Origin of the sequence: Allofranklinella schreckenbergeri, assembly GCF_003703475.1 — a bacterium.
GTDB classification, from domain to species: Bacteria; Pseudomonadota; Gammaproteobacteria; order Burkholderiales; family Burkholderiaceae_C; genus Lampropedia; species Lampropedia schreckenbergeri.
The window spans coordinates 13,542-37,043 of record NZ_RDQM01000007.1 but is presented as its reverse complement, the minus strand read 5'-3'; the positions used below and the strand labels follow the sequence as shown (position 1 = coordinate 37,043).

General features: G+C 64.1%; 24 protein-coding genes. 11 read left to right on the top strand and 13 right to left on the bottom strand.

The window, feature by feature from the left end:
- Positions 1-103 precede the first annotated feature (103 nt).
- Positions 104-1,354, bottom strand: a complete 1,251-nt coding sequence (locus EBQ26_RS06660; protein WP_122238239.1) for a PLP-dependent transferase — start codon at positions 1,352-1,354, stop codon at positions 104-106.
- Positions 1,355-1,523: 169 nt separating this feature from the next.
- Here EBQ26_RS06660 and EBQ26_RS06655 point away from each other — a divergent pair, with 169 nt between their 5' ends.
- Positions 1,524-2,075 carry an NADPH-dependent FMN reductase gene (locus EBQ26_RS06655; RefSeq protein ID WP_238944209.1) on the top strand — a complete coding sequence of 184 codons (552 nt, stop codon included), beginning with the start codon at positions 1,524-1,526 and terminating at the stop codon, positions 2,073-2,075.
- Between the two features lie 89 nt (positions 2,076-2,164).
- On the opposite strand, the gene lysA is transcribed toward EBQ26_RS06655, so the two are convergent.
- A complete protein-coding gene (gene lysA, locus EBQ26_RS06650; RefSeq protein ID WP_122238333.1) occupies positions 2,165-3,463 on the bottom strand; it encodes a diaminopimelate decarboxylase in 1,299 nt (432 codons plus the stop codon).
- Positions 3,464-3,548: 85 nt separating this feature from the next.
- Positions 3,549-3,746 carry an LPS translocon maturation chaperone LptM gene (lptM, locus tag EBQ26_RS06645; protein ID WP_122238237.1) on the bottom strand — a complete coding sequence of 66 codons (198 nt, stop codon included), beginning with the start codon at positions 3,744-3,746 and terminating at the stop codon, positions 3,549-3,551.
- Between the two features lie 38 nt (positions 3,747-3,784).
- Here lptM and cyaY point away from each other — a divergent pair, with 38 nt between their 5' ends.
- On the top strand, positions 3,785-4,117 hold the full coding sequence (gene cyaY / locus EBQ26_RS06640) for an iron donor protein CyaY (RefSeq protein WP_122238236.1): 333 nt from the start codon (positions 3,785-3,787) through the stop codon (positions 4,115-4,117).
- A gap of 197 nt (positions 4,118-4,314) precedes the next feature.
- Positions 4,315-4,842, top strand: a complete 528-nt coding sequence (locus EBQ26_RS06635) for a hypothetical protein (RefSeq protein WP_238944208.1) — start codon at positions 4,315-4,317, stop codon at positions 4,840-4,842.
- 162 nt (positions 4,843-5,004) lie between these two features.
- Here EBQ26_RS06635 and EBQ26_RS06630 read toward each other — a convergent pair whose 3' ends face one another.
- Both EBQ26_RS06630 and EBQ26_RS06625 read right to left on the bottom strand, forming a co-directional pair.
- Positions 5,005-6,000 (bottom strand): alpha/beta hydrolase, encoded by a 996-nt coding sequence (locus EBQ26_RS06630; RefSeq protein ID WP_238944207.1) that lies wholly within the window; start codon positions 5,998-6,000, stop codon positions 5,005-5,007.
- A gap of 36 nt (positions 6,001-6,036) precedes the next feature.
- A complete protein-coding gene (locus EBQ26_RS06625; protein ID WP_122238330.1) occupies positions 6,037-6,939 on the bottom strand; it encodes a DMT family transporter in 903 nt (300 codons plus the stop codon).
- A gap of 458 nt (positions 6,940-7,397) precedes the next feature.
- Here EBQ26_RS06625 and bioA point away from each other — a divergent pair, with 458 nt between their 5' ends.
- From bioA to bioD, 5 genes are read left to right on the top strand one after another with little or no spacing between them, the layout of a single operon-like run.
- Positions 7,398-8,837, top strand: coding sequence for an adenosylmethionine--8-amino-7-oxononanoate transaminase (gene bioA, locus EBQ26_RS06620; RefSeq protein WP_122238235.1), 1,440 nt, complete (start codon positions 7,398-7,400; stop codon positions 8,835-8,837).
- Between the two features lie 35 nt (positions 8,838-8,872).
- Positions 8,873-10,081 (top strand): 8-amino-7-oxononanoate synthase, encoded by a 1,209-nt coding sequence (gene bioF, locus EBQ26_RS06615; RefSeq protein WP_122238329.1) that lies wholly within the window; start codon positions 8,873-8,875, stop codon positions 10,079-10,081.
- Complete coding sequence (locus EBQ26_RS06610) at positions 10,072-10,959, top strand: alpha/beta fold hydrolase (RefSeq protein ID WP_122238234.1); 888 nt, start codon at positions 10,072-10,074, stop codon at positions 10,957-10,959. The genes bioF and EBQ26_RS06610 overlap by 10 nt, the downstream gene beginning before the upstream one ends.
- A complete protein-coding gene (locus tag EBQ26_RS06605; protein WP_238944206.1) occupies positions 10,956-11,900 on the top strand; it encodes a methyltransferase domain-containing protein in 945 nt (314 codons plus the stop codon). The genes EBQ26_RS06610 and EBQ26_RS06605 overlap by 4 nt, the downstream gene beginning before the upstream one ends.
- The gene (gene bioD, locus EBQ26_RS06600) at positions 11,897-12,679 is read left to right on the top strand and encodes a dethiobiotin synthase (RefSeq protein WP_122238233.1); all 783 of its coding nucleotides are present in this window, start codon (positions 11,897-11,899) and stop codon (positions 12,677-12,679) included. Before EBQ26_RS06605 ends, bioD begins: the two co-directional genes overlap by 4 nt.
- Positions 12,680-12,819: 140 nt before the next feature.
- On the opposite strand, the gene EBQ26_RS06595 is transcribed toward bioD, so the two are convergent.
- Both EBQ26_RS06595 and EBQ26_RS06590 read right to left on the bottom strand, forming a co-directional pair.
- Positions 12,820-14,118 carry an NnrS family protein gene (locus tag EBQ26_RS06595; RefSeq protein ID WP_122238232.1) on the bottom strand — a complete coding sequence of 433 codons (1,299 nt, stop codon included), beginning with the start codon at positions 14,116-14,118 and terminating at the stop codon, positions 12,820-12,822.
- A 166-nt stretch (positions 14,119-14,284) separates the two neighbouring features.
- Positions 14,285-15,238 (bottom strand): DUF808 domain-containing protein, encoded by a 954-nt coding sequence (locus tag EBQ26_RS06590; RefSeq protein ID WP_122238231.1) that lies wholly within the window; start codon positions 15,236-15,238, stop codon positions 14,285-14,287.
- A 61-nt stretch (positions 15,239-15,299) separates the two neighbouring features.
- Between EBQ26_RS06590 and EBQ26_RS06585 the strand changes: the two genes are divergently transcribed.
- Entirely contained in the window at positions 15,300-15,875 is a 576-nt protein-coding gene (locus EBQ26_RS06585; protein ID WP_122238327.1) for a cob(I)yrinic acid a,c-diamide adenosyltransferase, read from the top strand.
- 191 nt (positions 15,876-16,066) lie between these two features.
- Here the strand turns inward: EBQ26_RS06585 and EBQ26_RS06580 are convergent, their stop codons facing one another.
- The gene (locus EBQ26_RS06580) at positions 16,067-16,735 is read right to left on the bottom strand and encodes a thiol:disulfide interchange protein DsbA/DsbL (RefSeq protein WP_122238326.1); all 669 of its coding nucleotides are present in this window, start codon (positions 16,733-16,735) and stop codon (positions 16,067-16,069) included.
- A gap of 246 nt (positions 16,736-16,981) precedes the next feature.
- Between EBQ26_RS06580 and EBQ26_RS06575 the strand changes: the two genes are divergently transcribed.
- Positions 16,982-17,287, top strand: coding sequence for a hypothetical protein (locus tag EBQ26_RS06575; protein WP_122238230.1), 306 nt, complete (start codon positions 16,982-16,984; stop codon positions 17,285-17,287).
- Positions 17,288-17,388: 101 nt separating this feature from the next.
- Here EBQ26_RS06575 and EBQ26_RS06570 read toward each other — a convergent pair whose 3' ends face one another.
- The 4 genes from EBQ26_RS06570 to EBQ26_RS06555 all read right to left on the bottom strand — a co-directional run bounded on the left by EBQ26_RS06570 (position 17,389) and on the right by EBQ26_RS06555 (position 20,592).
- Positions 17,389-18,126 (bottom strand): amino acid ABC transporter ATP-binding protein, encoded by a 738-nt coding sequence (locus tag EBQ26_RS06570; RefSeq protein ID WP_122238229.1) that lies wholly within the window; start codon positions 18,124-18,126, stop codon positions 17,389-17,391.
- 18 nt (positions 18,127-18,144) lie between these two features.
- A complete protein-coding gene (locus tag EBQ26_RS06565) occupies positions 18,145-18,810 on the bottom strand; it encodes an amino acid ABC transporter permease (protein ID WP_122238228.1) in 666 nt (221 codons plus the stop codon).
- Position 18,811: 1 nt separating this feature from the next.
- Entirely contained in the window at positions 18,812-19,564 is a 753-nt protein-coding gene (locus EBQ26_RS06560) for an amino acid ABC transporter permease (RefSeq protein ID WP_122238227.1), read from the bottom strand.
- A gap of 134 nt (positions 19,565-19,698) precedes the next feature.
- Positions 19,699-20,592 carry a transporter substrate-binding domain-containing protein gene (locus EBQ26_RS06555; RefSeq protein WP_122238226.1) on the bottom strand — a complete coding sequence of 298 codons (894 nt, stop codon included), beginning with the start codon at positions 20,590-20,592 and terminating at the stop codon, positions 19,699-19,701.
- Between the two features lie 391 nt (positions 20,593-20,983).
- Here EBQ26_RS06555 and EBQ26_RS06550 point away from each other — a divergent pair, with 391 nt between their 5' ends.
- Positions 20,984-21,478: an Lcl C-terminal domain-containing protein gene (locus EBQ26_RS06550; RefSeq protein ID WP_238944205.1), complete on the top strand. Its 495-nt coding sequence runs from the start codon at positions 20,984-20,986 to the stop codon at positions 21,476-21,478.
- A 32-nt stretch (positions 21,479-21,510) separates the two neighbouring features.
- On the opposite strand, the gene EBQ26_RS06545 is transcribed toward EBQ26_RS06550, so the two are convergent.
- A complete protein-coding gene (locus tag EBQ26_RS06545) occupies positions 21,511-23,484 on the bottom strand; it encodes a 3'-5' exonuclease (RefSeq protein WP_238944204.1) in 1,974 nt (657 codons plus the stop codon).
- Positions 23,485-23,502: the final 18 nt, after the last annotated feature.

Below are 23,502 nucleotides of genomic sequence, written 5' to 3'. Positions count from 1 at the left end.
GGAAATCAACAAAACGGCCCATGGCTGGGTAGGAAAGCCATGGGCCGTTTTTTTATGACCGCTTGATCGGTATGGCCTGTTGCCCGGTTGTGGCAACAGGCGCTCAGTGCGGGTGCACCTGTGCCAGCGCTTGCGCCAGGTCGGCCTGCAAATCGTCGGGGTGCTCCAGCCCAATGCACAGGCGGATCACGCGCGCGCCGCGCACATGCTGCGCGCCGGGGCGCTGGGCACGGCCTTGCAGGTCGTAAGCCATCACCAGGCTTTGCGGCCCACCCCAGCTATAGCCAATGCCAAAAAGCTGCAAGGCTTCGCAGAAACGGTCGATGTGCGCGCTCGTCCACGCCGCATGGGGCACGAAGGAGAAGATGCCCGCCGCCGCGCCCTGGCCACCCCAATCGTTGGCCGCCTGACCGCAGATTTGTTGCCAATAGACATGGCCGGGGGCGTCGGGCAGGGCTGGGTGCAGCACCTGCGCCACGGCCTCATGCCCGGCCAGAAAGCGGGCCAGTTGGCGCGCCGCGCGGTCTTGCGCCTGGTAGCGCACGGTCATGCTGGGCAGGCCGCGCAGCACGGCTTCCACATCGTTCATGCCCACGCCCAGGCCGAGCTGCATGTGGCGGCGCTTGAGGGTTTTGAGCATGTCGTCATCGCGTGTGCAGACGCTGCCCATCAGCACATCGCCGCCGCCGCTGGGGTATTTGGTCAGGGCGTGCACGCTCACGTCCAGCCGCAGGGGCTGGCCATCGGGGCCGGTCAGATCGAAGGGGGCGAAGGCCAGCCCCGCGCCCCAGGTGTTGTCCAGCGCCGTCAGCACGCCGCGCGCGTTGCACACGGCCAGCAGGCCGGCCAGGTCGGGGAATTCCATGCTGATGGAGCCAGCCGCTTCCAGCCAGACCAGGCGCGTGCTGGGCTGGATGCGCGCGGCCAGGTCGGCGGCGTCCAGCGGGTCGTAAAACGCGTGGGTGACGCCGAAATCGCCCAGGCAATCGGCAATGAACTCCTGATTGGGGCCGTACAAATTCAGCGGCAGCAGCACTTCGTCGCCCGGGCGCAGCAGCGCCAGGTTCACCAGCGTGACGGCGGCCAGCCCGCTGGGCGCGAGCAGGCAATGCCTGGCCCCTTCCAGATGGGCCAGGCGCTCCTCCAGCACAAAGCTGGTGGGTGTGCCGTGCAGGCCGTAGGTGTAGCTGGTCTTGAAGGCCCAATCGCGCTGGCGCACCGCGTCCATGCTGGGAAAGAGGATGGTGGAGGCTTTGTGCACTGCCACCGCCGTGCCCGCAAAACCGGCTGGCGGCTGGTAGGGGTGGTGGATGAGCGAGGTGGCAAGCTGGGGCGTGGGGTGTGGCGCGGTCATGGCTGGGAGGGACAATCTCGGGGTTTGTTTGAAATAGCGGCACTGCACGGTCTGCCGTGGCGGCAGGCCATAGGGCAGGGCAGACGCATAGACATAGAAGGTACGGGGCCGCGATTCTGCCGTTATTTCGCGCGTCGCCCCCCGGCTTGCACAGAAAGGAGTTTTCACCGTGGATCGCACCATCGTCGTCATCGTGGGCAGCTTGAGCGCCCAATCCCTCAACCGCCGTCTGGCCCAGGCGCTGGCGCGCATGGCGCCGCCGGGGTATCGGTTTGAGTGGATGGAGCTGGGCGATTTGCCGCTGTTCAACCGCGATGCGGAGCATCAGCCTTGCGCGGCGGTGGCGCGCATCAAGGCCCAGGTGGCGCAGGCCGACGGGCTGCTGTTTGTGACGCCGGAGCACAACCGCTCCATCCCCGCCGCGCTGAAAAACGCCATTGACCACGGCTCGCGCCCCTCGGGGCAAAGCGTGTGGTTTGACAAGCCCGGCGCCATCATCGGCGCCTCCCCCGCGCCCGCAGGCACGGCCGTGGCCCAGCAACATTTGCGCGCCATCCTCAGCGCCCAGGGCGTGGTGCTGATGGCGGGGCCTGATCGCTGCGTGCAGTGCGACGAGGCCAGCTTCACCCCCGAGGGCGAGCTGGCCGAGGCCCTGCGCCCGCGCTTGCACAAATGGCTGCATGCGTTTGTGCAATGGGTGCACAAGCAAGGGCAGGCGTGAAGAATGGGGGTGGCGCCCGCCGGGATATTTTCAAATCAATGTAAATTTGATTTGAACGATATGTTGCCGAAAATGGGCGATTTGTTTTCTTATTGATTTATAGAAAAAGAGCCTTGGCTGGCCTCGGCCTGCACCAGATCCGCAAACGTCTCGCGCGCGCGGATCAACTCGTGGCGCTCGCCATCGACCAGCACCTCCGCCGCGCGCGGGCGGCTGTTGTAGTTGCTGGCCATACTCATGCAATACGCGCCCGCCGAGCACACGGCCAGCCAATCGCCCTGGCGCACGTGCAGACGGCGCTCGCGCCCTAGCCAATCGCCGCTCTCGCATACGGGGCCGACGACGTCGTACACCTGCCCCTGCACGCCCGCAGCCGGGGTTTGGCGCAAGGGCGCGATGGCGTGATAGGCCTCGTACAGCGCCGGTCGGGGCAAATCGTTCATCGCGGCATCGACGATGCAGAAATGCCGCTCCTCGCCCGGCTTGAGGTAGAGCACCTCGGTCACGCACACGCCCGCATTGCCCACCAGCGAGCGGCCCGGCTCGGCCATGAAATGGCGCTGGCCAAAGCCGCGTGCATCGGCGCGCGCCAGGATTTGCGCCCACAAATCGCCCGCGCGCGGCGGCTGCTCGTCCTGGTACTGAATGCCCAGGCCGCCGCCGCAATCAATGTGCGAGAGGGCGATGCCCTCGGCCTCCACCGCCGTCACCAAATCCAGCAGGCGATCTAGCGCATCCAGATACGGCGCGCCCGTGGTGATTTGCGAGCCGATGTGGCAATCAATGCCCTTGACGGCAATGCCCGGCAGGCTGGCCGCCAGCCGATAGGCCGCCAGCGCCTGATCGTGGGCGATGCCGAACTTGTTGCTTTTCAGGCCGGTGGAGATGTAGGGATGGGTTTGCGCATCCACATCCGGGTTCACGCGCAGGCTCACCGGCGCTTGAACGCCCAGGCTTTGCGCCACGGCGTTGAGAGTGTGCAGCTCAGCCAGGCTTTCCACGTTGAAGCAGCCCACGCCTTTTTGCAGCGCCAGGCGCATTTCGTCCTGGGTCTTGCCCACGCCGGAGAACACGATGCGCGCCGCATCGGCCCCGGCCGCCAGCGCGCGCAGCAGCTCGCCGCCGGAGACGATGTCAAACCCGCAACCGCGCTGGGCGAAATAGCGCAGGATGGCCAGATTGGAATTGGCCTTGACGGCGTAATGGATGCTCACCTGCCGCCCCTGCACGCCCGCCAGATAAGCATCGAGCGCGCTGCCCAGCGCCGCCTTGGAATAGACGAACAGCGGCGTGCCGTAGGCCTGGGCCAAGCTGTGCAGCGGCACGCTCTCAACGAACAATTGGCCGTCTTGGTAATGGAAAAAGGGCGAGCCGGGCAGTGTGGACATGGTGAAAAAGCAGGCAAAAAAGGGGCAAAAAAAGCCAAGGCCACACAGCAAAGCATGGCCCACAGCAAAAGGCAATGGGAGAGCGCTAAGAGCCTACAGGCGCTGCAGGCGCGGGGGCTGGCGCAGGCGTTTGCACAGGGGGCGTGGCGGCGGGCGATGGCGCTGTGGCATCTGGCAAATACAGCGGCCCGGTCTGGCCACAGCCGCCCAGGGCAGTGGCCGCAGCGGCTGCCAGGGCCAGTGGCGCAGCAGCGCGAATTACAATTTCTGCGAAGAAAGGCATCGCGCCATTGTAAATAGACGCCCCCCAACGAAAGCGACATGACAGACCTGGAATACGCCGATTTGGCCGATGCCCTGCTTTTGCAGATTGAGCAGGCTTGTGACCGCATCACCGAAACCACCGAGATCGACCTGGACGCCCAGCGCGTAGGCGGCATGGTGACGATTGTTTTCCCCAACCGCTCGCAAATCGTGGTCAACCAGCAAAAGCCGCTGCACGAAGTGTGGCTGGCCGCGCGTGCCGGGGGCTTTCATTTCAAACACGAGCAAGGCCGCTGGCAAGACACCAAAGGCATGGGGGAATTTTTCGCCCTGCTCAACCGTTTTGCCTCGGAGCAAAGCGGCCAGGCGCTGGATTTTTCCCCTGTCTGAGGCGCGCTAAGGCACGCAGCCGCGCAAGTGCGCTGGTTTAGAATTTTTCCGCATTCAACACAGAGGGGGAGGGGGCAGCGGCCCTTGCTTTGCGCAGGTTCGCCCGCGCTGCCCGCCCGCATTGGCGTAGCCCACTGGCGCACCCCGTTGGTGCATGGCATCGGCGCGGGGTTTGCGCATTGATTTAGGACGTTCCCATGAAAACATCATCGCTCAAGTACCTCGGTGCGGCTTTGCTGGCGCTGTATGGCACGGCTGCGTTGGCGCAGCAGCGTGTGTACCGCTGCGGCAACGAGTACACCAATGCCGCCAGCGCGGCCAAGCGCAAGGATTGCCGCCTGGTGGAGGACACCAACGTCACCATCATCCAAAGCTCCGCGCCGCGCCGCGCCAGCGCTTCTGGCAGCTCCAGTGCGGGTGCGTCCGCATCGTCTGCGCCGCGTGCCAGCAGCGCCGCGCCCTCGCCTGTGCCCAAGGTGGCCAACAACGCCCAGCGCGACCGCGACGCCGATGCGCGCACCATCTTGCAGGCCGAGCTGCGCAAATCGCAGGAGCGCTTGCGCGCCTTGCAAGAGGAGTACAACGGCGGCTCACCAGTGCGCACGGCGCTGGAGCTGCGCAATCCGCAAGGCTACATCGAGCGCACGGCGGAACTGAAGGCCAATATCGAGCGCACCCAGGCCGATATCGAGGGGATTCAGCGCGAGATCAACCGCTTGCGCTGAACGCCGCGCAGGTTTTGGCCTTGGCACAGGCCCCGTATACCCGCAGTCTGCAAGGGCTGCGGGTTTTATTTTTCAAAAGAAAATTGAATTGACTAAAATATTGCCTAAACAGGGTTATTTCATTTCTTTTGATTTGTAATATTTGAGGTGCCCGCGCCCCATTCACAGCCGCTCGCGCAAAAACGCGGCGATGGCTGCATGCGCCTGGGCGGCTTCGGGCAGGGCGCGGCCCATTTTGATGAATTCATGCGTCACGCCCCGGTACAGCTCCAACTGCACGGGCACGCCCTCCATGCGCAGGCGGTCGGCGTAGGCAATGCCTTCGTCCACCAGCGCATCGCACTCGGCCAGCACCAGCAGGGCGGGGGCAGCGCCCTCCAGCTCGGGCGCCAGCAGCGGGGCAAAGCGCCAATCCTCGCGCTGGGCGCGGTCGATGTAGTGCTGGAAAAACCAGGTGAGGAGCGTCTCGGTGAGTACGGGGCCGGTGGCAAAACGCTGGTGCGAGGCGGTGTCCTGATGGGCGCTGGCGCCGGGGTAAATCAGGCATTGCGCTTGCAGCGCCAGGCCCGCATCGCGCGCCATCAGCGCCAAAACGGCGGCCAGGGTGCCGCCAGCGCTGTCGCCCGCCACGGCCAGGCGCGCCGGGTTCAGGCCCCAGTCGCGGCCATGCCGGGCCAGCCATTGCAGGGCGTCCCAACTGTCCTCCACCGCGGTCGGGAAGCGGTATTCGGGCGCCAGCCGGTATTCCAGCGAGAGCACCGCCACCTGCGCGCCTGCGGCCATGCGGGCGCACAGCACATCGTGCGTGCCAATGCCGCCGATGGTGAAGCCGCCGCCGTGCAGGTAAAGCACGCCCGGCAGTGTTGCGGGCAGCGGCGATGCGGCCGGCGGGCGGGCGGCGCCAGGCGGGCTGGGCAGATACAGGCGATAGGGCAGGGGATGGCCATCGCGCGCGGGCAGGCAGCCATCGCGCCAATGCACGCCCGGCGGCATGTTTTCTTCCAGCACCTGGGCGGCCTGGCTGTAGCTTTGGCGCGCTTGCTGCGGCGTTTGCGTGTGCATGGGCGGCAAGGCCGCGCGCGCCATGCCCAGCACGACGCCGCGCATGGCCGGCGTCAGCTCAGGCCACCAGGGTTGTTGGGTGGGGTCTTGGTGCATGGGGGCAATAGGGAAAATAGAGGGAGCAAGGCGGCATCATCCAGCAGGCTTGGCCGAGCGCGCCCGCAGCACCGTCGCCAGCAGGCCGCCCAGCACGATCAGCGCCACGCCCACCCAGCCCCACAGGCCGATGCGCTCTTGCTCAAACAGCAGCACGCTGTAGAGCGAGGCGAACAAGATGCCCGAGTATTGCAAGCTGGCCACGACCAGCGTATTGCGCGCGCTGGCGGCGGTGGAGTAGGCGTGCGTCATGCACATTTGCCCCAGGGCGGCCAGCAGTCCGATGGGCAGCAGCCACCAGGCGGCGGGCGTGAGCAGCGTGTGCACGTCAGAGGCCAGCATCACCAACGCGCCCGCCCCCGCGCTGCCTGCGGCGAAGTAAAACACCACGCGCGTTTCCGGCTCGCCAATGCGTGCCAGCACCACCACCTGCATATAGGCCAGGGCGGCGAGCATGCCGGAGATCAAGCCCACCAGCGCCGCAAAACTTTGCTGGCTGGCAAAGCTGGGGCGCAGCATCAGCACCACGCCCACAAAGCCCAGCATGATCGCCAGCAGCAGCCCGCCGTGCAGCGGCGGGCGCGCCTGGCCGGGGCGCGGCCGCCAGCTCAGCAGTGCGCCGGCGACGACGAACACGCCAATCCACACGCTGCTCATGTAATTGAGCGTCATCGCCGTGGCCAGCGGCAGCTTGCCCAGCGCATAAAACCACGCCCCCAGCGCACCCACGCCCACGATGCTGCGCCAGGCGTGCATGCCGGGGTAGCGCGTGGCCAGCGACACGCCCTGACGCCACGCCAGCAGGCCCAGAAACGCCATGCCGATCAGCCCGCGGTAAAACACCATCTCCGCCGCCGTGAAGTGGGCCGAGGCAAACTTCACGCACACCCCCATCGTGGCGAATAAAAAGGTGGCCAGAACCATCCAAAGCGCGTGCATGGTGCTTCCCAAAGCAAAAGAGGGCGAGTGTAGGGGCCTTTGCAGTGGGCGGGCGGCGGCAGTGCCCAAAAGCGGCAAGCGCTGCGGGCCTGCCAATCATTGCCAAACCATCGGAAAAGCAGCTTGATTGCCATCAAGCCGAAACGGGGTGGTTTTTTTGCCTTTGAATTGCAATTCATGAAATGCGGAATTGCAATTCAAAGAAAATAGGGCTTGTTGCACAAATTGCCGAAACAGGGTGGTTTCTTTTCTCATTGATTTGTAAAAGTGATATTTTGAGCGCGGCGCCCCCACGCTCGCCCTGCCAGCGTGTCCTGACGTGCCATGACGTGCCCAGTTTCCGCCAGAGCCGGGCCGAGCATCCCTAGAATCGCTCGCCCGTTCTGCTGCGCCCCTCTCATCCATTCAGCCCATTGAGTCCAGCGCGCCAGGGCGGGGTTTGTCCGCTTTTGCCTGCCATGACTTCATCCCCCTTGCCGCCCGCTTTCCCCCCGCCTGCGCCTGCCCGCGCGCCCGGTTTGTTGCAGCGCAGCCTGGCCGCCGTGTGGCACCCCTGCACGCAAATGCAGCACCACCTGGGCGCAGGCCCCAACGCCTTGCCGCTGCTGCCCATCGTGCGCGGGCAAGGCGTGTGGCTGTATGGCGAGGCGGGCCAGCGCTGGCTGGATGGCATCAGCTCATGGTGGACCAATCTGTTCGGCCACGCCAACCCGCGCATCAATGCGGCGTTGCGCGAACAGCTCGATCAACTGGAGCACGTCATGCTCGCGGGCTTTACGCATGAGCCGGTGGTGGCCTTGTCCGAGCGCTTGAGTGCGCTCACGGGCGGGGCGCTGGGGCATGCCTTTTATGCGTCCGATGGCGCATCGGCGGTGGAAATTGCGCTGAAGATGTCCTTCCACTACTGGCAGAACCGGGGCCAGAGCGCCAAGCGCCGCTACGTGTGCGTGGCGGGCAGCTACCACGGCGAAACGGTGGGCGCGCTGGCCGTGACCGATGTGGCCTTGTTCAAACAGGCCTACGGCCCACTCACGCAGCCCGCTTTTGTCGTGCCCAGCCCCGATGCCCGGCAGGCCCAGAGCGGCGAAACGGCAGCCGACGTAGCCCGCCGCGCCGCGCAAGCGCTGGAAGCATTGCTGGCGCGCGAGCATGAACACATCGCCGCGCTGATTGTGGAGCCGCTGGTGCAATGCGCCAGCGGCATGGCGATGCACGACCCGATCTATCTGGCGCAGGTGCGCGCGCTGTGCGACCGCTATCAGGTGCATTTCATTGCCGACGAAATCGCTGTGGGCTTTGGCCGCACGGGCAGCTTTTTTGCGCATGAACAAGCGGTGGTGGATGGCAAGCCCATCCGCCCCGATCTGCTGTGCCTGTCCAAAGGCATCACGGGCGGTTACTTGCCGCTGTCGGTGGTCTTGGCCAGCGACGCGATTTACGAAGCGTTTTTGGACGAGCAACTCGCGCGCGGCTTTTTGCACTCGCACTCCTACACCGGCAACCCGCTGGCCTGCCGCGCGGCGCTGGCCGTGCTCGACATCTTCGCCAGCGACGATGTGCTGGCCGCTAACCGTGCCAAGGCCGCCGCATTCAGCCAAATGCTGCAACCGCTGGCAGCCCATCCCCGCGTGCGCCACCTGCGCCAGCACGGCATGATTTGGGCGCTGGATGTGGACAGCCGCGACGCCGCCTTTGGCCGCCGCTTCTACCGCGAAGCCCTGGCACGCGGCGTGCTGCTGCGCCCCTTGGGACACACGATTTACTTCATGCCGCCCTACGTGGCGACGCTGGATGAGCTGGAATTTCTCGCCACGCGCGCCGCGCAGGCGCTGGACGCGGCTTTGGCCGATGACGGCGCTGCGCCCCATGCCGCCGCATCGCCTGCGTTTGCCGCGTGACGGCAGTGATGGAAATGACGGGACAAAGGCCGCCCATGATCTGGAACGAACTCGAATCCGCCCTGGCCCAGCGCCGCGAGCAAGGCCTGCTGCGCACGCGCCGCACGCTGCAATCGCCCGCAGGGCCGCAAGCGGTGGTGGACGGGCAAGCGCTGCTCTCTTTTTGCAGCAACGACTATCTGGGTCTGGCCGCCGATGCGCGCGTGGCCGCTGCCGTGGCCGAGGGCGCGCAGCGTTGGGGCGCGGGCAGCGGCGCTTCGCATCTGGTGTCGGGCCATCTGGAGCCGTTCGATCAACTTGAAGAGCGCTTGGCCGCTTTCACTGGCTTTGAGCGCGCGCTGTTTTTTTCCACCGGTTACATGGCCAATCTGGCCATCGTGCCCGCGTTGGTGGGCCGGGGCGATGCAGTGTTTGCCGATCGGCTCAACCACGCTTCGCTGATCGATGCGGTGCAACTCTCTCGCGCCGATCATGTGCGCTACGCCCACAACGACATGGCCGCGCTGGAGCGTTTGTTGGCGCAATCCAGCGCACGCCGTAAATTGATTCTGAGCGACGCCGTTTTCAGCATGGATGGCGATCTGGCCCCCTTGCGCGAACTGCTGGCGCTGGCCGAGCGTTTCGATGCCTGGCTGGTGCTGGACGATGCCCACGGCCTGGGCGTGCTGGGGCCACAGGGCCGCGGCAGCCTGGCGCATTTGGGCTTGGCCGCTGCGCCGCGCCTCATCCTCATGGGCACGCTGGGCAAGGCCGTGGGCGTGAGCGGCGCGTTTGTGGCTGCATCGACCACGGTGATTGAATGGCTGCTGCAAACCGCGCGCACCTATATCTTCACCACGGCATCCAGCCCCGCCGTGGCCTGCGGCGTGCTGGCGGCGCTGGAGATATTGGCCGGCTCGGATGGCGATGCGCGCCGCGCCCACTTGCAGCGCTTGATTGCACATCTGCGACAGGCTCTGGCCGATGCGCCCCGGCGCTTGCTGCCGTCCCACACGGCCATTCAACCCCTGCATGTGGGCGACAACCACGCCGCGTTGGCGCTGCAACAACATCTGATGCAGCAAGGGCTGTGGGTGCCTGCGATCCGCCCACCCACCGTGCCTGCGGGCACGGCGCGGCTGCGCATTTCTTTATCGGCCGCGCACACGCTGGCCGATGTGGATCGGCTGGCGGCCGCCTTGCTGCATGCCAGCCATTTGTTGACGCCGCCTGCGGCAGAAACCCCAACCCCGCCATGCAATTGACCCTGACACCGATGGATGCCCGCGCGCCGAACGCCCCCGGCGCCGCAGCGCTTGCCCCCGCCCCCTTGCATGACGCCGCGAGCCAAGCGGCTACAGGCGCGCCCGCGCCGCTGGTGCTACTGCACGGCTGGGGGCTGGATCGGCGCGTGTGGCTGCCCCTGCTGCCGCATTTGCGCGACGCTGCGCCGCATCTGCCCGTGTACCTGGCCGATTTGCCCGGCTACCACGGCAGCGCTTACGCGGGCGAGGATGCGCAAGCCGTAGCACACGCTTTGGCAACGCAATTGCCGCCCGGCTGCACGCTGGTGGGCTGGTCGCTGGGCGGCATGCTGGCGCAATTGGCGGCGAGTTCGGAGGCGGGTTCGACGGCCACGCAGCCGGGCAGCCGCATCGCCCGCCTGGCGCTGATCGGCAGCACGCCCAGCTTTGTGCGCCGCGAGGGCTTTGCCTGCGCCCAGCAGCCGGTTTTGCTCAGCGCCTTTGCCCAAGCCGTGCGCGCTTTGCCTGCCAGTGTGCTGCCGCGTTTTGCCACGCTCAGCAACCAGGGCGATAGCCGCGCCAAAGCCATCAACCGCCAATTGCTGGCGCTGACCCAGCCGCCGCTACCCGATCAAGCCGCGCTGCTGGCCGGGCTGGATTGGCTGCAAACGCTGGATTTGCGCGCGCAGGCCGCCCGCATCACGCAGCCCACGCTGATCCTCCACGGTGGGCAGGACGGACTGATGCCACTGGCCGCCGCTCAATGGCTGGCCGATCATTTGCCACAGGCCGAACAATTGACCCTGCCGGACGCCGCCCACGCCCCTTTCTTGCACGACCCCGCCCAGTGCGCCGCCGCGCTGGCCCGTTGGGCGGGGGCGATGGATGCCCAGGCATGAACCCAGCCTCTGCCACCATGTCTTGCCCACCCGCTCCTATCGCAACGCCTGATGTCGCGCGCCCGGCTCGCGCACACGTCCGCGCCGCCTTTGATCGCGCCGCCGCCAGCTACGACGCGGCCGCCCAGGTGCAGCGCCAGGCAGTGCAAGGCTTGCTGGCGCAATTGCAGGCAAGCGCCTGGCCGGTGGCTGTGCCAGTGCTGGATGCAGGCAGCGGCACGGGCTATGCCTTGCCGTTGCTGGCTGAATATGTGGCTGCGCATGGGAGTGCGCCCTGCTCAGCCCCCTACCTGCTGGCGCTGGACGCTGCCCCGGCCATGTGTCAGCGCAGCCAGCAAGTGCTGGCGCGTAGCCCGCAGCGCGGCGGGGCCAGCGTCTGCGCCGATTTGCACGCCCTGCCGTTGGCTGCGGGCAGCGTGGGCCTGTATTGGTCCAGCCTGGTGTGGCAGTGGTGCCATGCGCCCACGATTGCGGCCCAGGCGCGGCGGGTGTTGCGCCCCGGCGGCGTGCTGGCTGTGGCCACCCTGGGCACGGGCACGCTGGGCGAGCTGGCGCAAGCCTTTGCCGCTGTCGATGCCCATCGCCACGTATTGCACTTTGAGGAAGAAGCCAGCCTGCGCGCCGCCCTGGCCGCCGCTGGCTTTGTGGATGTGCGCGTGCAGCGCGCCACGCTCACGGCGCATTACCCCAGTGTGCGCGCCGTGCTGCAAGCGCTCAAGGCCGTGGGGGCCAACCGCGTGGGGCCGGGAGGGCGCACCACGCCGCTGGGCCGGGCGGGCTGGGCGCGGCTGGAGCAAGCCTACGAGCGCCAGCGCACCGCGCAGGGCTTGCCTTTGAGCTATCAGGTGATTTATCTGCTGGCGCGGGCGGGGGATGCCGTGCCCCCGGAATCTTCCGCGCCCACAACGCCCACAACGCCCACAACCCGCATGCATCCATGACCGCCGCACAAGCTTGCCCTCATACCTATTTCATCGCGGGCACCGACACCGGCATCGGCAAAACCTTTGTCACCGCGCTGCTGCTGCGCACGGCGCATCTGTCGGGCCTGCGCGCCCTGGGCATGAAGCCCGTGGCCGCCGGGGTGGATGCCCACGGCCGCAATGAAGATGTGCAGGCGCTGGTGGCCGCCAGCAACGTGCCGATGACGGACGCCGTGCGCGCGGATGTGAACCCGTTTCTCTACCAGGCGGCGGTTTCCCCCCACATCGCCGCGCGTGAAGAAGGCCGCCCGGTTGACCTGGCCGCCATCGCCGCCGCCCGCCAGCGCCTGGCCGCGCAGGCCGACGTGCTGTTGGTGGAGGGCGTGGGCGGCTGGCGCGCGCCCTTGTCCGACACGCTCGACAGCGCCGATCTGGCCTGCGCCCTGCAACGGCCGCCGATGCCCGTGGTGTTGGTGGTGGGCCTGCGCCTGGGCTGCCTCAACCATGCCTTGCTCACGGCCGAAGCCATTGCCGCGCGCGGGTTGCGCCTGGCGGGCTGGCTGGGCAACCACATCGACCCGGCCATGCAGCGCCAGGCCGACAACGTGCGCTATCTGCAAGCGCAGTTGCAGCAAGCCTATGGCGCGCCGTGCCTGGGGCTGGTGCCGCATGTGGCGGGCGAGGCCGAGCGAGGCGGCCCGGCGCTGGATGCGTTGGCGCAACGCCTGCTGCCACGGCTGCGCCTGCCGTGGTTGCCCGAGGGGGTGAAAATGCTCCCGGATGCTGGTTTTTTATAAATCAATAGGAAAAATAACTTCCTTGTTTCGGCATTTTGGGTGTAAATCTGTATTTCTTGTGATGTAGAAATTTGCGGGGCGGGCAGCTTGCCGAAGGCGCCTGCCAAATGCCGTGCTAAATGCTGTGTCAAACGCCCGTATCAACCGCAGCCGCTGCCCAACTCGTGCGCATTGGCTGGCTCCTGGCAACCCTGCAGCCCGTCCTGCCGGGGGCCGAAAAGGATGGCGCCCATGTGCCACAGGTACAGCGCAAACGCCAGGCACCAGGCCAGGCCCGAGGCCATCAGCCAACGCTCGAAATGCTCTGCCCCCGCAGGCATGCCCGCCCAGGCGCGCAGCAGGGCCGAGAGCAGCAGCGCCAACGCCGCCAGCGGTACCCATACACGCTGGTCAAGCCAATGGCCGCAATGCTGGCGCCCGGCAATGCACATCACCACCAGAATGGACAGGCCCATTGTGCCAATCGTCAGCAAATGCCGCCCCGCCGTTGGCGTCAGCGGCGCCCAGGGTGCTTGCAGCCACGTCAGCCCCATCAAGGCATAGCCCAGCGCCAGCATCCAATAGCACACATACAGGCCCAAAGCCCAGCGGTTGAACAACGGGCGGCCGATATGCCAATCGTTGAGCAGCCCCAGCACCGCCGCTGCCGCCGCCAGGGCGCACCAGCCCGTCACTCCCTCGGGCGCGCCGAAAAACTCCAGCGCGCTGCACAACACGATGGTGAAAATGGCGAAATTGCGCCGTGGCGGGCGCGCCAAATACACAGCCGCGCCCGGCAAAGGCGGGTGTAGCACCCCCGCCACGATGCGGCTGTTCACAATGCGCATGGAAATGCGGCTGGCCGCCACAATCGTCAGCGCCATCAGCGCGCCCACTGCGGCGTTCAGCCAGCGCAAAGCCTCGCCCTCCGTGCAAAGCGCCCACAAAAAACCGGCCTGCAAGCTCGCCAGCGCCAGCAGCGCGTAGAGAAAGGCCAGATGCAGCCGCCCGGCCGTGCTGAACAAGCGCGGCGTCACCAGCGCCAGCAACAGCGCGAAAAAAGCCGCCTGGGTCAGCGCCATCAGCCCCACGCTAAGCGCCAGAGGCAGCGCAGGCGCGGCCAGCCAAACGAGGCGGGCGGCCAGCCAGCACAGGCACAACCAGGCCAGCGCGTGGCGGCCCATCGGCGCGCTTTGGGTGAATTCGGGCACCGCCACGAGCAAAAACCCCGCAACCGCAGCCATGCCAAAGCCAAAAACCAGCTCATGCGCATGCCAGACGATAGGCCCCCCGGGCATCAGCGCCAGCCACTGGGCCACTTGCGCCTGCCCGGTGTAAAACAGCAGCCAGGGCGGGATGCACACCAGCGCGCTGATGGCGGTGAGCAGAAAAAAAGGCCGCAGCCCGCACATCATCACGGGCTGGGCCAGCAGCGTTTGCCAAAGGCGAGAGGTAGGCATGGCGGTGGAAATGGAGCGTAGAGGTAAGGGCCTGTTCATGGTCTTGGCCGGGCAGGCAAACCTTTGCGGACAAATCTTTGCAGGGCTGGCGCGGGACTGGTGGGCCATCAGCGCCAGCGGCTGCCCGCCTGTGGCGCTGGCATGCGCTGCGCCAACGCACCGGGCATCAGGCTTTGGGTGTGCGGCGAAACAGCTTTTGTGCGCCGGTGACGACGGCCACGATCAAGACGCCAGCGATCACGCCGACAAGGGCGTTGCCCAAGGTGTTGATGAGGGCATTGGCCGGGTTGCCGGTGAGCTGGGCGCTGACGTGCTCGACAGCGTGGTGCAGGGCAGGTGCGCCATGCACCAGGATGCCGCCGCCGACCATGAACATGGCGGCCATGCCGACGATGGAAAGCGTTTTCATCAGCCAAGGCGCAGCCCACAAAATCGCCTGGCCCAGGCCGCGGCGCAGGGCGTCGCGCTGGCGCGCCAGCCACAGGCCCAGATCGTCGAGTTTGACGATGCAGGCCACCAGCCCATAGACGGCGATCGTCATCAGCACCGCCAGCAGCACCAGGACGACGGCTTGCTGGGCGAAGGGCTTGCCATCGACCACGCCCAGCACAATGGCCATGATTTCGGCGGAGAGGATGAAGTCGGTGCGCACGGCGCCTTTGATTTTGGCGGCTTCATCCAAAGGCGCTTCCTGGGCGGCATCGGCATGCCCTTGCTCGGCGTGGCCGTGGGGCAGGAATTTGTGCAGGATTTTTTCCGCCCCCTCAAAGCACAGGAAAGCGCCGCCGATCATCAACAGCGGTGTGACGAGTTTGGGCGCAAACGCGCTGATCAACAAAGCCAGGGGCACCAAAATGGCCTTGTTGATGAAAGAGCCTTTGGCCACAGCCCAGACGACGGGCAGCTCGCGCGCAGAGGCCACGCCAGTGACCTGCTGGGCATTGAGGGCCAAATCGTCGCCCAGCACGCCGGCCGATTTCTGGGCGGCCACTTTGGTCAAGACGGCCACATCGTCGGACATGGCCGCGCCTTTGCGGGCGGCCACTTTGGTCATTACAGCCACGTCGTCCAACACGGTGGCGATGTCGTCGAGCAGGGCCAGCAAGCCTGCAAATGCCATGGGAATCCTTTTGCGATTGATTTAGACTGGCGCGATCATAGGTGAAATGGATGGAGGACAAATGGGCAATCGGCTCAGTGCAATCACGACGCGTACGGGCGATGACGGGACGACGGGGCTGGGCGATAACACGCGGCTGTCCAAGGCGTCGCAGCGCATCGCGGCCATTGGCGATGTGGATGAGCTCAACTCCCATATCGGCTTGCTGCTGTGCGAGCCGCTGCCAGGCGATGTGCGCCAGCAATTGGTGAACATCCAGCACCAGCTTTTCGATCTGGGCGGGGAGCTGTCGATGCCGGGCTTTGTCTTGCTGAAAGAGCAGGCGTTGCAGGATTTGGAGGTGGCTTTGCAGACCTACAACCAGCAGTTGCCCAGGCTCAAGGAGTTCATCCTGCCTGCGGGCAGCCGCGCGGCGTGCCTGGCCCATGTATGCCGCACGGCGGCGCGCCGCGCCGAGCGTTCGGTGGTGGCGCTACAGGCGCAAGAGGCGATGAATCCCGGCCCGCGCCAGTACCTCAACCGCCTCTCGGATTGGCTGTTTGTGCTCTCGCGCTATTTGAACTTGCACCACGGCGAAGGCGAGGTGTATTGGCAAAGCGAGAAGCTGCGCCAGCAGCAGATGCAAGACGATGGCTAATTTTTCAAATCAAAAGAAATATGAAAAATTGATTTCGGCAACACTGTAAATAAAAAATTTTTTGAAAATTGTCTTTTGATTTGTAGTCAATAAGATTGTGGGCGTAAAAAAACGCGGCCGTGGCGGCCGCGCTGGCAAGAGTCCCATCGGCTGACGCTGTATCAGCCGCAGCCCTGTGTTTGAGCAGGCGCTCAGCCCTTGCCGCCTTTCATGGCTTTGCGCTCCTGCTCCACCAGATAGTTGACCACCTGCAAGGCGTTGGCCAGGTTGCGCGCCATCGTGCCGTCGGTGTAGTACTTGCCCGCCACGCCCAGCGCAGGCACGCCTTGCACGTCGAAGCTGTTTTGCAGCGTCGTGGCGCGGCGAATCAGGTTGGAGATGGTGAAGGAGTTGTACATCTTCTTGAACTCGTCCAGATTCACGCCCGGCTGGCCCTTGACCCACTCGAACACGGCATCGTCGGAGTTCAGGCGCTTGCGCTCGGTGTGCACGGCGCGGAAAGCGGCCATATGCAACTTGTCCAGCAAATTCAGCGCTTCCAGCGTGTAGTACAGCTTTTGCTGGGGTACGAAGTTGCCGTTTTGCTGGAAAGCAATTGGCACGCGGCGCACGATGACGTCCTCGGGCTGGGCCTTCTTCCAGGTCTCGAACATCGGCTCGAAGGAATTGCAATGAGGGCAGGAGTACCAGAAGAATTCCAGCACTTCGATTTTCCCAGCAGGGGTGTCCAGGTTGACGGGCGTAGCCAGCTTGGCGTACTGCTGGCCTTCTTTAGGCGGCTCCTGCGCCCAGGCGGGCAGGGCGCTCAAGCTGGTAGCGCCCAGCAATACTGTGGAAATGGAAAAGTCGCGACGGTTAATGGACACGGGAAACTCCTCTGGTCAAATGGTAATGAATGCGCGCACCGCTCCAGGCGCTGGCAAGGCCGCCTGGGAGGCAGCGCGGGCGGAAAAGTTCCGTCTGCGCTCCTGCGCACCGTGCATGGGCATAAGAACAAACCCTAGGACAGCAGCGAATACGCTATGGCGGGCGCTCAATGTCGATTGTGGCATGCAAAAATTACGCTAAGCTAGTTGCTCACAATTGATTGAAAACGAAAGGTTCGCATGCAAAAGGAAGTCACCATCGTGCTCTCTGCCTCGCAAGAATTTCACTTGCCCGTGCATCAGGCCATGCCCTCGCTGGAGGCGCGGCAGTGGTTGGATGCCCAGTTCGTTGCACTCGATTGTGAGCCTCTGCGCGCCAGCGGCAAGGTCTTGGTTGCCGACAAGGTGCTGGCGATTGCCTCTACCGCCAGCGTGGCCCAGTTGCAAGATGAAAAGTGGGCTGAGTCGTTCGCTTCGGCCGTGCTCGGTGCGGTGGGCAAACCCGTTGTGCGTATCGATATTCCGGCGGTTTCCGTCAATTATTGAGAGGGGGGCGTGGCCGTCGAGGCCTCAGCCTCTCACAAGATGCGAAAGCGCTGCGGCCCGGTTGGGCCGCAGCGCTTTTTTTACGGGTGCGCAGTGCGGGGTCAATGCGAGAGGATTTTCTGCAAAAAGTCCTTGGTGCGTGGCTGGCGTGCTTCTGGATTGCCGAAAAACTCTTGCGTGGTGCAGTCCTCCAGGATCTTGCCGCCCACATCCATGAAAATCACGCGGTGGCCCACCTTGCGGGCAAAGCCCATTTCGTGCGTGACGACCATCATGGTCATGCCCTCGCCAGCCAGGCCCACCATCACATCCAGCACTTCGCCCACCATTTCCGGGTCCAGCGCCGAAGTTGGCTCGTCAAACAGCATCACGATGGGATCCATCGCCAGCGCGCGCGCAATGGCCACGCGCTGTTGCTGGCCGCCGGAGAGCTGACCGGGGAACTTGTCTTTGTGCGCCATCAGGCCGACGCGATCGAGGTATTTAAGACCGTGGGCCTTGGCATCGGTGGGGTTGCGCCCCAGCACCTTGACTTGCGCCAGCGTCAGGTTCTCCGTTACCGACAGGTGCGGGAACAGTTCAAAGTGCTGGAACACCATGCCGACGTGGCTGCGCAGCTTGGGCAAATCGGTTTTTTTGTCGTGTACGGGCACGCCATCGACCCAAATCTCGCCTTTTTGGAAGGGTTCCAGGGCGTTGATGGTTTTGATCAGCGTTGATTTGCCCGATCCGGACGGGCCGGCAATGACGACGACCTCCCCTTTGGCGATGCGCGTGGTGCAATCGTTGAGGACTTGGACCTCGCCATACCATTTAGAGACGTTTTTCAGTTCAATCATGAGTTTCTCGATGACGCGTTAGCGAATGATGGCGATTTTTTTATGCAGTTGCTTGACGGCTGCCGACAGGCCAAAACAGATGACGAAATACACCAGCGCAGCGGCGATGTAGGCTTCCATCGGGCGACCGTAGTTTTTGCCTGCCGTCTCAAAGCCTTTGAGCATGTCATAAGCGCCGATGGCGTAAACCAGCGAAGTGTCCTGGAACAAGATGATGGTTTGTGTCAACAGCACGGGCAGCATGTTGCGGAACGCCTGTGGCAGCACGACCAGGCGCATGTTTTGACCATAGGTCATGCCCAGCGCCATGCCCGCGTGCACCTGGCCGCGCGGGATGGATTGAATGCCGGCGCGCATGATTTCGCTGAAGTAGGCCGCTTCAAACGCGATGAAGGTGATGACGGCGGAAAACTCGGCCCCGATCGGGCGTCCGATGATGAGTGGCACCAGCAAAAAGAACCACAAAATCACCATCACCAGAGGGATGGAGCGCATGCCGTTGACGTAAATGGTGGCAGGCAGCGCCAGCCATTTCTGGCTGGAAAGGCGCATCAACGCCAGCACGGTGCCCAGCAAGATGCCGCCTAGCGTGGCAATGACGGTGAGGTACGCACTGAAGTACAAACCTTTGAGGACATAGTTGCCAATCATGTCCCAGGTGAGAAAGCTCCAATCCAGTGTCATATCAATGCCCCCCCGCTGCGCCAGCGATGAAACCGGGCACCCGTGTGCGCTTTTCGATGAACGCCATGATGCGGTTGATGATGAAGGCGGAGACGATGTAAAGGCCCGTGACGGCCAGATAAATCTCCACACCGCGGGAGGTTTCCTCCTGCGCCTGCATGGCGAACATGGTCAGCTCGGAGATGGAGACGGCGAAAGCCACCGACGAATTTTTGAAGATGTTCATCGACTCGCTCGTCAGCGGCGGAATGATGATGCGAAACGCCATCGGCAGCAGTACGTGGCGGTAGCACTGCGCGGTGGTCAGCCCCAGCGCCATGCCCGCGTTGCGTTGCCCGCGTGGCAGGGCCTGGATGCCGGCCTTGACCTGCTCGGCAATCCGTGCGGAGGTGAAAAAGCCCAGGGCGCATACCACCAGCACAAAGCCGGAGACTGAGCGCATGGCGGGAAACAGCGCAGGCACGACGTGGTACCAGAGAAAAATCTGCACCAGCAGCGGCACGTTGCGCAGCAGCTCCACCCAGGCGTTGCCCAGGCGAACCAGCCAGGGGTTGTTTGGCAGCGTACGCAGCGTGCCAATGACGGAGCCGGTGACCAGCGCCAGCAGCAGCGCCAGCAAGGAGACGGAGACCGTCCAGCCCCAGGCCGAGAGCAGCCAGTCCAGATAGGTAATGTCGCCGCCTTGGCCAAAGCAGCCGCTGACGACTTCGTTGGTGATGTTGTCCTGGCAGAAAACTTGCCAATCCCAAGTCATGGTGAGTCCTTGTCCCTTTGTCTGTCGCTGTGGTCTGTTGTTTTCAAGGCCATCAAAAACGCTCCACGCGCCAGGGCATGGCGGTCGCGGAGCGTGATGCGGGCCGTGGCGGCAAGCCTCAGGCCCTGTGCCGATTACTCGACTTTGTAGTCTTCAGCGGGTTTGTTGTTGGGGTTGGCCCAGGCTTTTTTGGTGCTTTCAGACAATTGCAGGTTGATGACGGTGTTGGCCGGCGGCGTAGGTTGCAGGAACCACTTGTCCCACAGCTTCTCCAGCGTGCCATCCTTGATTTGGCGCTCAATGCTCTTGTTGATGGCGGCTTTGAAAGCCTCGTCGTTTTTACGCAGCATGCAAGCGATTGGTTCTACGTTGAGCACTTCGCCCACCATATGGTAGTCGCCGGGCTTTTGCGACTTGGCGATGTTGGCGGCGAGGATAGTGCCATCCATCACAAACACATCGGCACGGCCAGTTTCCAGCAGCAGGAAGCTGTCGGCATGGTCTTTGCCCATCACTTCCTTGAAGTTCACGCCTTCGGCGCGGCGGTGTTTGCGCAGGGTCTGCACGGAGGTGGTGCCGGTGGTGACGGCGACGGTTTTGCCTTTGAGGTCAGCCACGGAGTTGATGCCCGAATCTTTTTTGGTGGCCATGCGTACCTCTTCCACGAAGGTGGTGTGGGCAAAGTCCACGTCTTTTTGGCGCGCCAGGTTGTTGGTGGTGGAGCCGCATTCGAAATCAATGGTGCCGTTGGTCACCAGCGGAATGCGGTTTTGCGATGTGATGGGCTGGTATTTGATTTTGATGGGCTTGCCGACTTCTTTTTCGAGATCTTTGATGATGTTCTCGGCCATTTCGGTGTGGAAGCCCACGTATTTGCCGTTGCCCAGGGTGTAGCCCAAGCCGGAAGACTCGCGCACGCCCAGGGAGATTTCGCCGGAGTTTTTGACTTTCTCCAGCGTGTTGGCTTGGGCGAAGGCGGCCGTTGTGGCCACGGCCATCAAGGTCAGTGCGAACAGGTGTTTTTTCATGGGTTGCTCCTGCAATAGGTGAAAACGAACGCCCCAGCATGGGGTGCTGGCGGAAAGCGCAGGCTCGGCAAGCTTGCCCTGGGCGTGGCGGGCATTATGGCAAACCCCCGGCGCACTGAGCCTGGCTGGGGGGGAGGGTATGTGCGGGGGTGCGCGGTTTACATTTTTGAGGCTGTGAATAGAATTTACATTTTTAAACTCCGTACGCAATATCGCAGGGGGAAGGCAGAAAAAACTGCTTGGCCCTTCCGGGAATTTTGACTTTCAAGCCTTTGGGCCGAAAGACATGGCTGGCGGCGCGGTGGGCGCTGCCATTTTTTGCGCGTGTGTTTTTGCGTTCCAAGGCGGGCATGTTGCTGGCGTGCGGTTTGGATGTTGTGAGGTGCTCTCTATGTTGCTGCTTCTCGGACGTCGCGCCTGCATGGCGCTTGCCTTGTTATTGCTGTCGGCTACGCACGCGCAGGATTGCCCCAGCAGTGCGCCGAGCCGTTTTGTAGGGCGGGGGGCAGAAGTCAAGGACGTTCACACCGGCTTGGTTTGGGCGCGATGCAGTGTTGGGCAGGTGTGGAATGGTCGCGACTGCGTGGGCGTGCCAGAAGTCATGACCTATGCCGATGCGTTGCAATACGCGCAGCAACAACGGGGGTGGCGTTTGCCGGAGGTGAAAGAGCTGGCCAGCTTGCTGGATTGGGCGTGTGCGCAACCGGCGATTGACGAGACGGTGTTCCCCAATACCCACAGCCGGTTTTTCTGGACGGCTACGCGCCGCTACAGCGCAGGGGCTGATGGCGTTTGGTGTGTGAACTTTGCCGATGGCTCCATCAAATGGAGTGGGCGAAATAGCCACAGCGGTGCTGTCCGGCTGTTGCGTGTGGCGCATGAGTGACTTTATAAATCAAAATAAATTCATTTCATTGATTAATTTGCCAAAATGGGCGGAAATTTTTTCTCTTGATTGATAATTTTGTGATGCTCATCTGGCCCTGCTGTCTCTTCTGAGGCATCCCAATCGGCGATGGCGTGCAGGGCGCTTTGCACGCGCTGCACGATGTCAGAATCGCCTGCGCAGGAGAGGGTGAGCCGCTCGGTGGCGCGCGTCATGGCCACGTAGAGCACGCGCAATTCTTCTTCCAGTGGATGTTTGCCAGGCATTAAATCCACCCGCATGAGAAAGACGTGGGGGAACTCCAGCCCTTTGGAGGCGTGCATGCTCAGCAGTTTGACGCTGCGCTCGCCCCAATCGATATTGCCGTTTTGCCCGCGCGAGTTACGCTGGCCGCGTGTTTGCCAGGGGATGTCGCGGCGGCTGAGCTCGGTTTGCAGCATGGCCCAGTTGTACTTGTCGCGGCAGAGCACGGCGATGTCTTCGGGCGGTGTGCCCGCTTCAACCAGCGCGGCGATGTGCTCGGCCAGGGCTTGGGCCTCGTCGCGCCCGTTGGCAAAGCGCAGCAATTGCGGCATGGGGCCGCGCCGCCCGGCGCTGGCGGGGCGGATGCGCTGCATATGCGCGTCGCTCTCGCCCACTTCGGTGAGCAGGGTGTTGGCGCATTGCATGGCCAGCGCCAGCACTTCCACGGTATTGCGGTAATTGAGCCGCAGGATGCTGGTGCGCCCTTTGGCCTCAATGCCTACGCTGGCGAAGCTGAAGCGCTTTTGGCTGGGTTTGTAGATGGATTGGGCGTCGTCGTAGAGCACCAACAGCGAGCGCGTTTGCGGGTTGACCATTTGCGCGGCGATGCGCAGCCAGGCGGCGTCGAAATCGTGCGCTTCGTCAATCAGCAGCGCGGCGTATTGGCCTTGCGGCAACTGGCCGGTGTGCAGGGCGCGCTCGACTTGCTCGGTCAGGCTTTGGAAGTACTCGGGGCTGCGCCGCGCACAGGCGGGCGGTGCGATGTGGTGCTGGCGCAGCATGTCTTCGCACCAGGCGTGGAAGGTGCGCACGACCACGCGCTCCGGGGCCACGCCGTGCGCAGCAAGCTGGTGGGCGATGCGATCGGCCAGCGGCCGGTTGTAGCAAAGCACCAGCACCGGCTGCCCCAGCGCTTGCTGCGCCAGATAGCGGGCGCGATAGACCAGGATCATGGTTTTGCCCGAGCCAGCCGCGCCGTGGATGACGCGGTGGCCCCGGCCCAGCGTGCGGGCGGTTTGCTCCTGGTTCAAATCCATCACCTGCATCAGATCCGGAATGGCGAAAAGTTCTGCCTGTTGCGCAGCCTGTTGATCTGCCGTGCGCACCCCCGCGCGTGGTGTGGCACTGGGATGGGTGATGCGGATTTCGGGGAACAGGTGCCAGCGCACACGGTCTTGCTGCGGCGGCGTCAGCGCGGTGGGAAAGCGCGCGGTGAACAGGCTCCACAGTCGCTCCTGGAATGCTTCGGGGGCGACTGTGGAGCCCAGATCGTCGCGCGTCAGCGTGCGTTCGGCGGGGAAGAGCGCTTGCGCATCCGTGTCTTGCCACTGGCTTTGGTGCACGTTGCTCATCACCGCGCCCCAGCCATAGGGCACGGCGCATTGGCCCTGGTAGGGCGCCTCGGTCTGTTTCAGGCGGGCGTCGCGCGCCAGCACATTGTTGATTTGCAGCGCACATTGGTAGGCCTGCTCTTGCGGGTGTTGGCAGCTTGTGATGCCGCCTTCGAGCAGCAATTGCACGCGCGTGCGGCTGCCGCCGTGGATGCTGGAGAGCTTCCAGTGCTTGACCTCCAGCACCAGCACGCCACGGCTGGGGTTGAAGATCACGAAGTCCGGCCGGCGCTGCAACGGGCCGACGGGAATGTCGTGCCAGACGATGCAATCGTCGCCCAGGCAGCGGCGCAGTTGCTCCAGCACCAGGCGCTCCCCGGCGTTCTCGCAGCGTTTGTGAATACGGCTGTAAATCTGTGGAAACAAAGCCATGGCGCGCCCTGATCGATA

Coding starts and splice junctions, on each gene's coding strand:
- EBQ26_RS06660 (WP_122238239.1), bottom strand. CDS start 1,354: ATGACCGCGCCACACCCCACGCCCCAGCTTGCCACCTCGCTCATCCAC.
- lysA (WP_122238333.1), bottom strand. CDS start 3,463: ATGTCCACACTGCCCGGCTCGCCCTTTTTCCATTACCAAGACGGCCAA.
- lptM (WP_122238237.1), bottom strand. CDS start 3,746: ATGCCTTTCTTCGCAGAAATTGTAATTCGCGCTGCTGCGCCACTGGCC.
- cyaY (WP_122238236.1), top strand. CDS start 3,785: ATGACAGACCTGGAATACGCCGATTTGGCCGATGCCCTGCTTTTGCAG.
- EBQ26_RS06635 (WP_238944208.1), top strand. CDS start 4,315: ATGAAAACATCATCGCTCAAGTACCTCGGTGCGGCTTTGCTGGCGCTG.
- EBQ26_RS06630 (WP_238944207.1), bottom strand. CDS start 6,000: ATGCACCAAGACCCCACCCAACAACCCTGGTGGCCTGAGCTGACGCCG.
- EBQ26_RS06625 (WP_122238330.1), bottom strand. CDS start 6,939: ATGCACGCGCTTTGGATGGTTCTGGCCACCTTTTTATTCGCCACGATG.
- bioA (WP_122238235.1), top strand. CDS start 7,398: ATGACTTCATCCCCCTTGCCGCCCGCTTTCCCCCCGCCTGCGCCTGCC.
- bioF (WP_122238329.1), top strand. CDS start 8,873: ATGATCTGGAACGAACTCGAATCCGCCCTGGCCCAGCGCCGCGAGCAA.
- EBQ26_RS06610 (WP_122238234.1), top strand. CDS start 10,072: ATGCAATTGACCCTGACACCGATGGATGCCCGCGCGCCGAACGCCCCC.
- EBQ26_RS06605 (WP_238944206.1), top strand. CDS start 10,956: ATGAACCCAGCCTCTGCCACCATGTCTTGCCCACCCGCTCCTATCGCA.
- bioD (WP_122238233.1), top strand. CDS start 11,897: ATGACCGCCGCACAAGCTTGCCCTCATACCTATTTCATCGCGGGCACC.
- EBQ26_RS06595 (WP_122238232.1), bottom strand. CDS start 14,118: ATGCCTACCTCTCGCCTTTGGCAAACGCTGCTGGCCCAGCCCGTGATG.
- EBQ26_RS06590 (WP_122238231.1), bottom strand. CDS start 15,238: ATGGCATTTGCAGGCTTGCTGGCCCTGCTCGACGACATCGCCACCGTG.
- EBQ26_RS06585 (WP_122238327.1), top strand. CDS start 15,300: ATGGGCAATCGGCTCAGTGCAATCACGACGCGTACGGGCGATGACGGG.
- EBQ26_RS06575 (WP_122238230.1), top strand. CDS start 16,982: ATGCAAAAGGAAGTCACCATCGTGCTCTCTGCCTCGCAAGAATTTCAC.
- EBQ26_RS06570 (WP_122238229.1), bottom strand. CDS start 18,126: ATGATTGAACTGAAAAACGTCTCTAAATGGTATGGCGAGGTCCAAGTC.
- EBQ26_RS06565 (WP_122238228.1), bottom strand. CDS start 18,810: ATGACACTGGATTGGAGCTTTCTCACCTGGGACATGATTGGCAACTAT.
- EBQ26_RS06560 (WP_122238227.1), bottom strand. CDS start 19,564: ATGACTTGGGATTGGCAAGTTTTCTGCCAGGACAACATCACCAACGAA.
- EBQ26_RS06555 (WP_122238226.1), bottom strand. CDS start 20,592: ATGAAAAAACACCTGTTCGCACTGACCTTGATGGCCGTGGCCACAACG.
- EBQ26_RS06550 (WP_238944205.1), top strand. CDS start 20,984: ATGTTGCTGCTTCTCGGACGTCGCGCCTGCATGGCGCTTGCCTTGTTA.
- EBQ26_RS06545 (WP_238944204.1), bottom strand. CDS start 23,484: ATGGCTTTGTTTCCACAGATTTACAGCCGTATTCACAAACGCTGCGAG.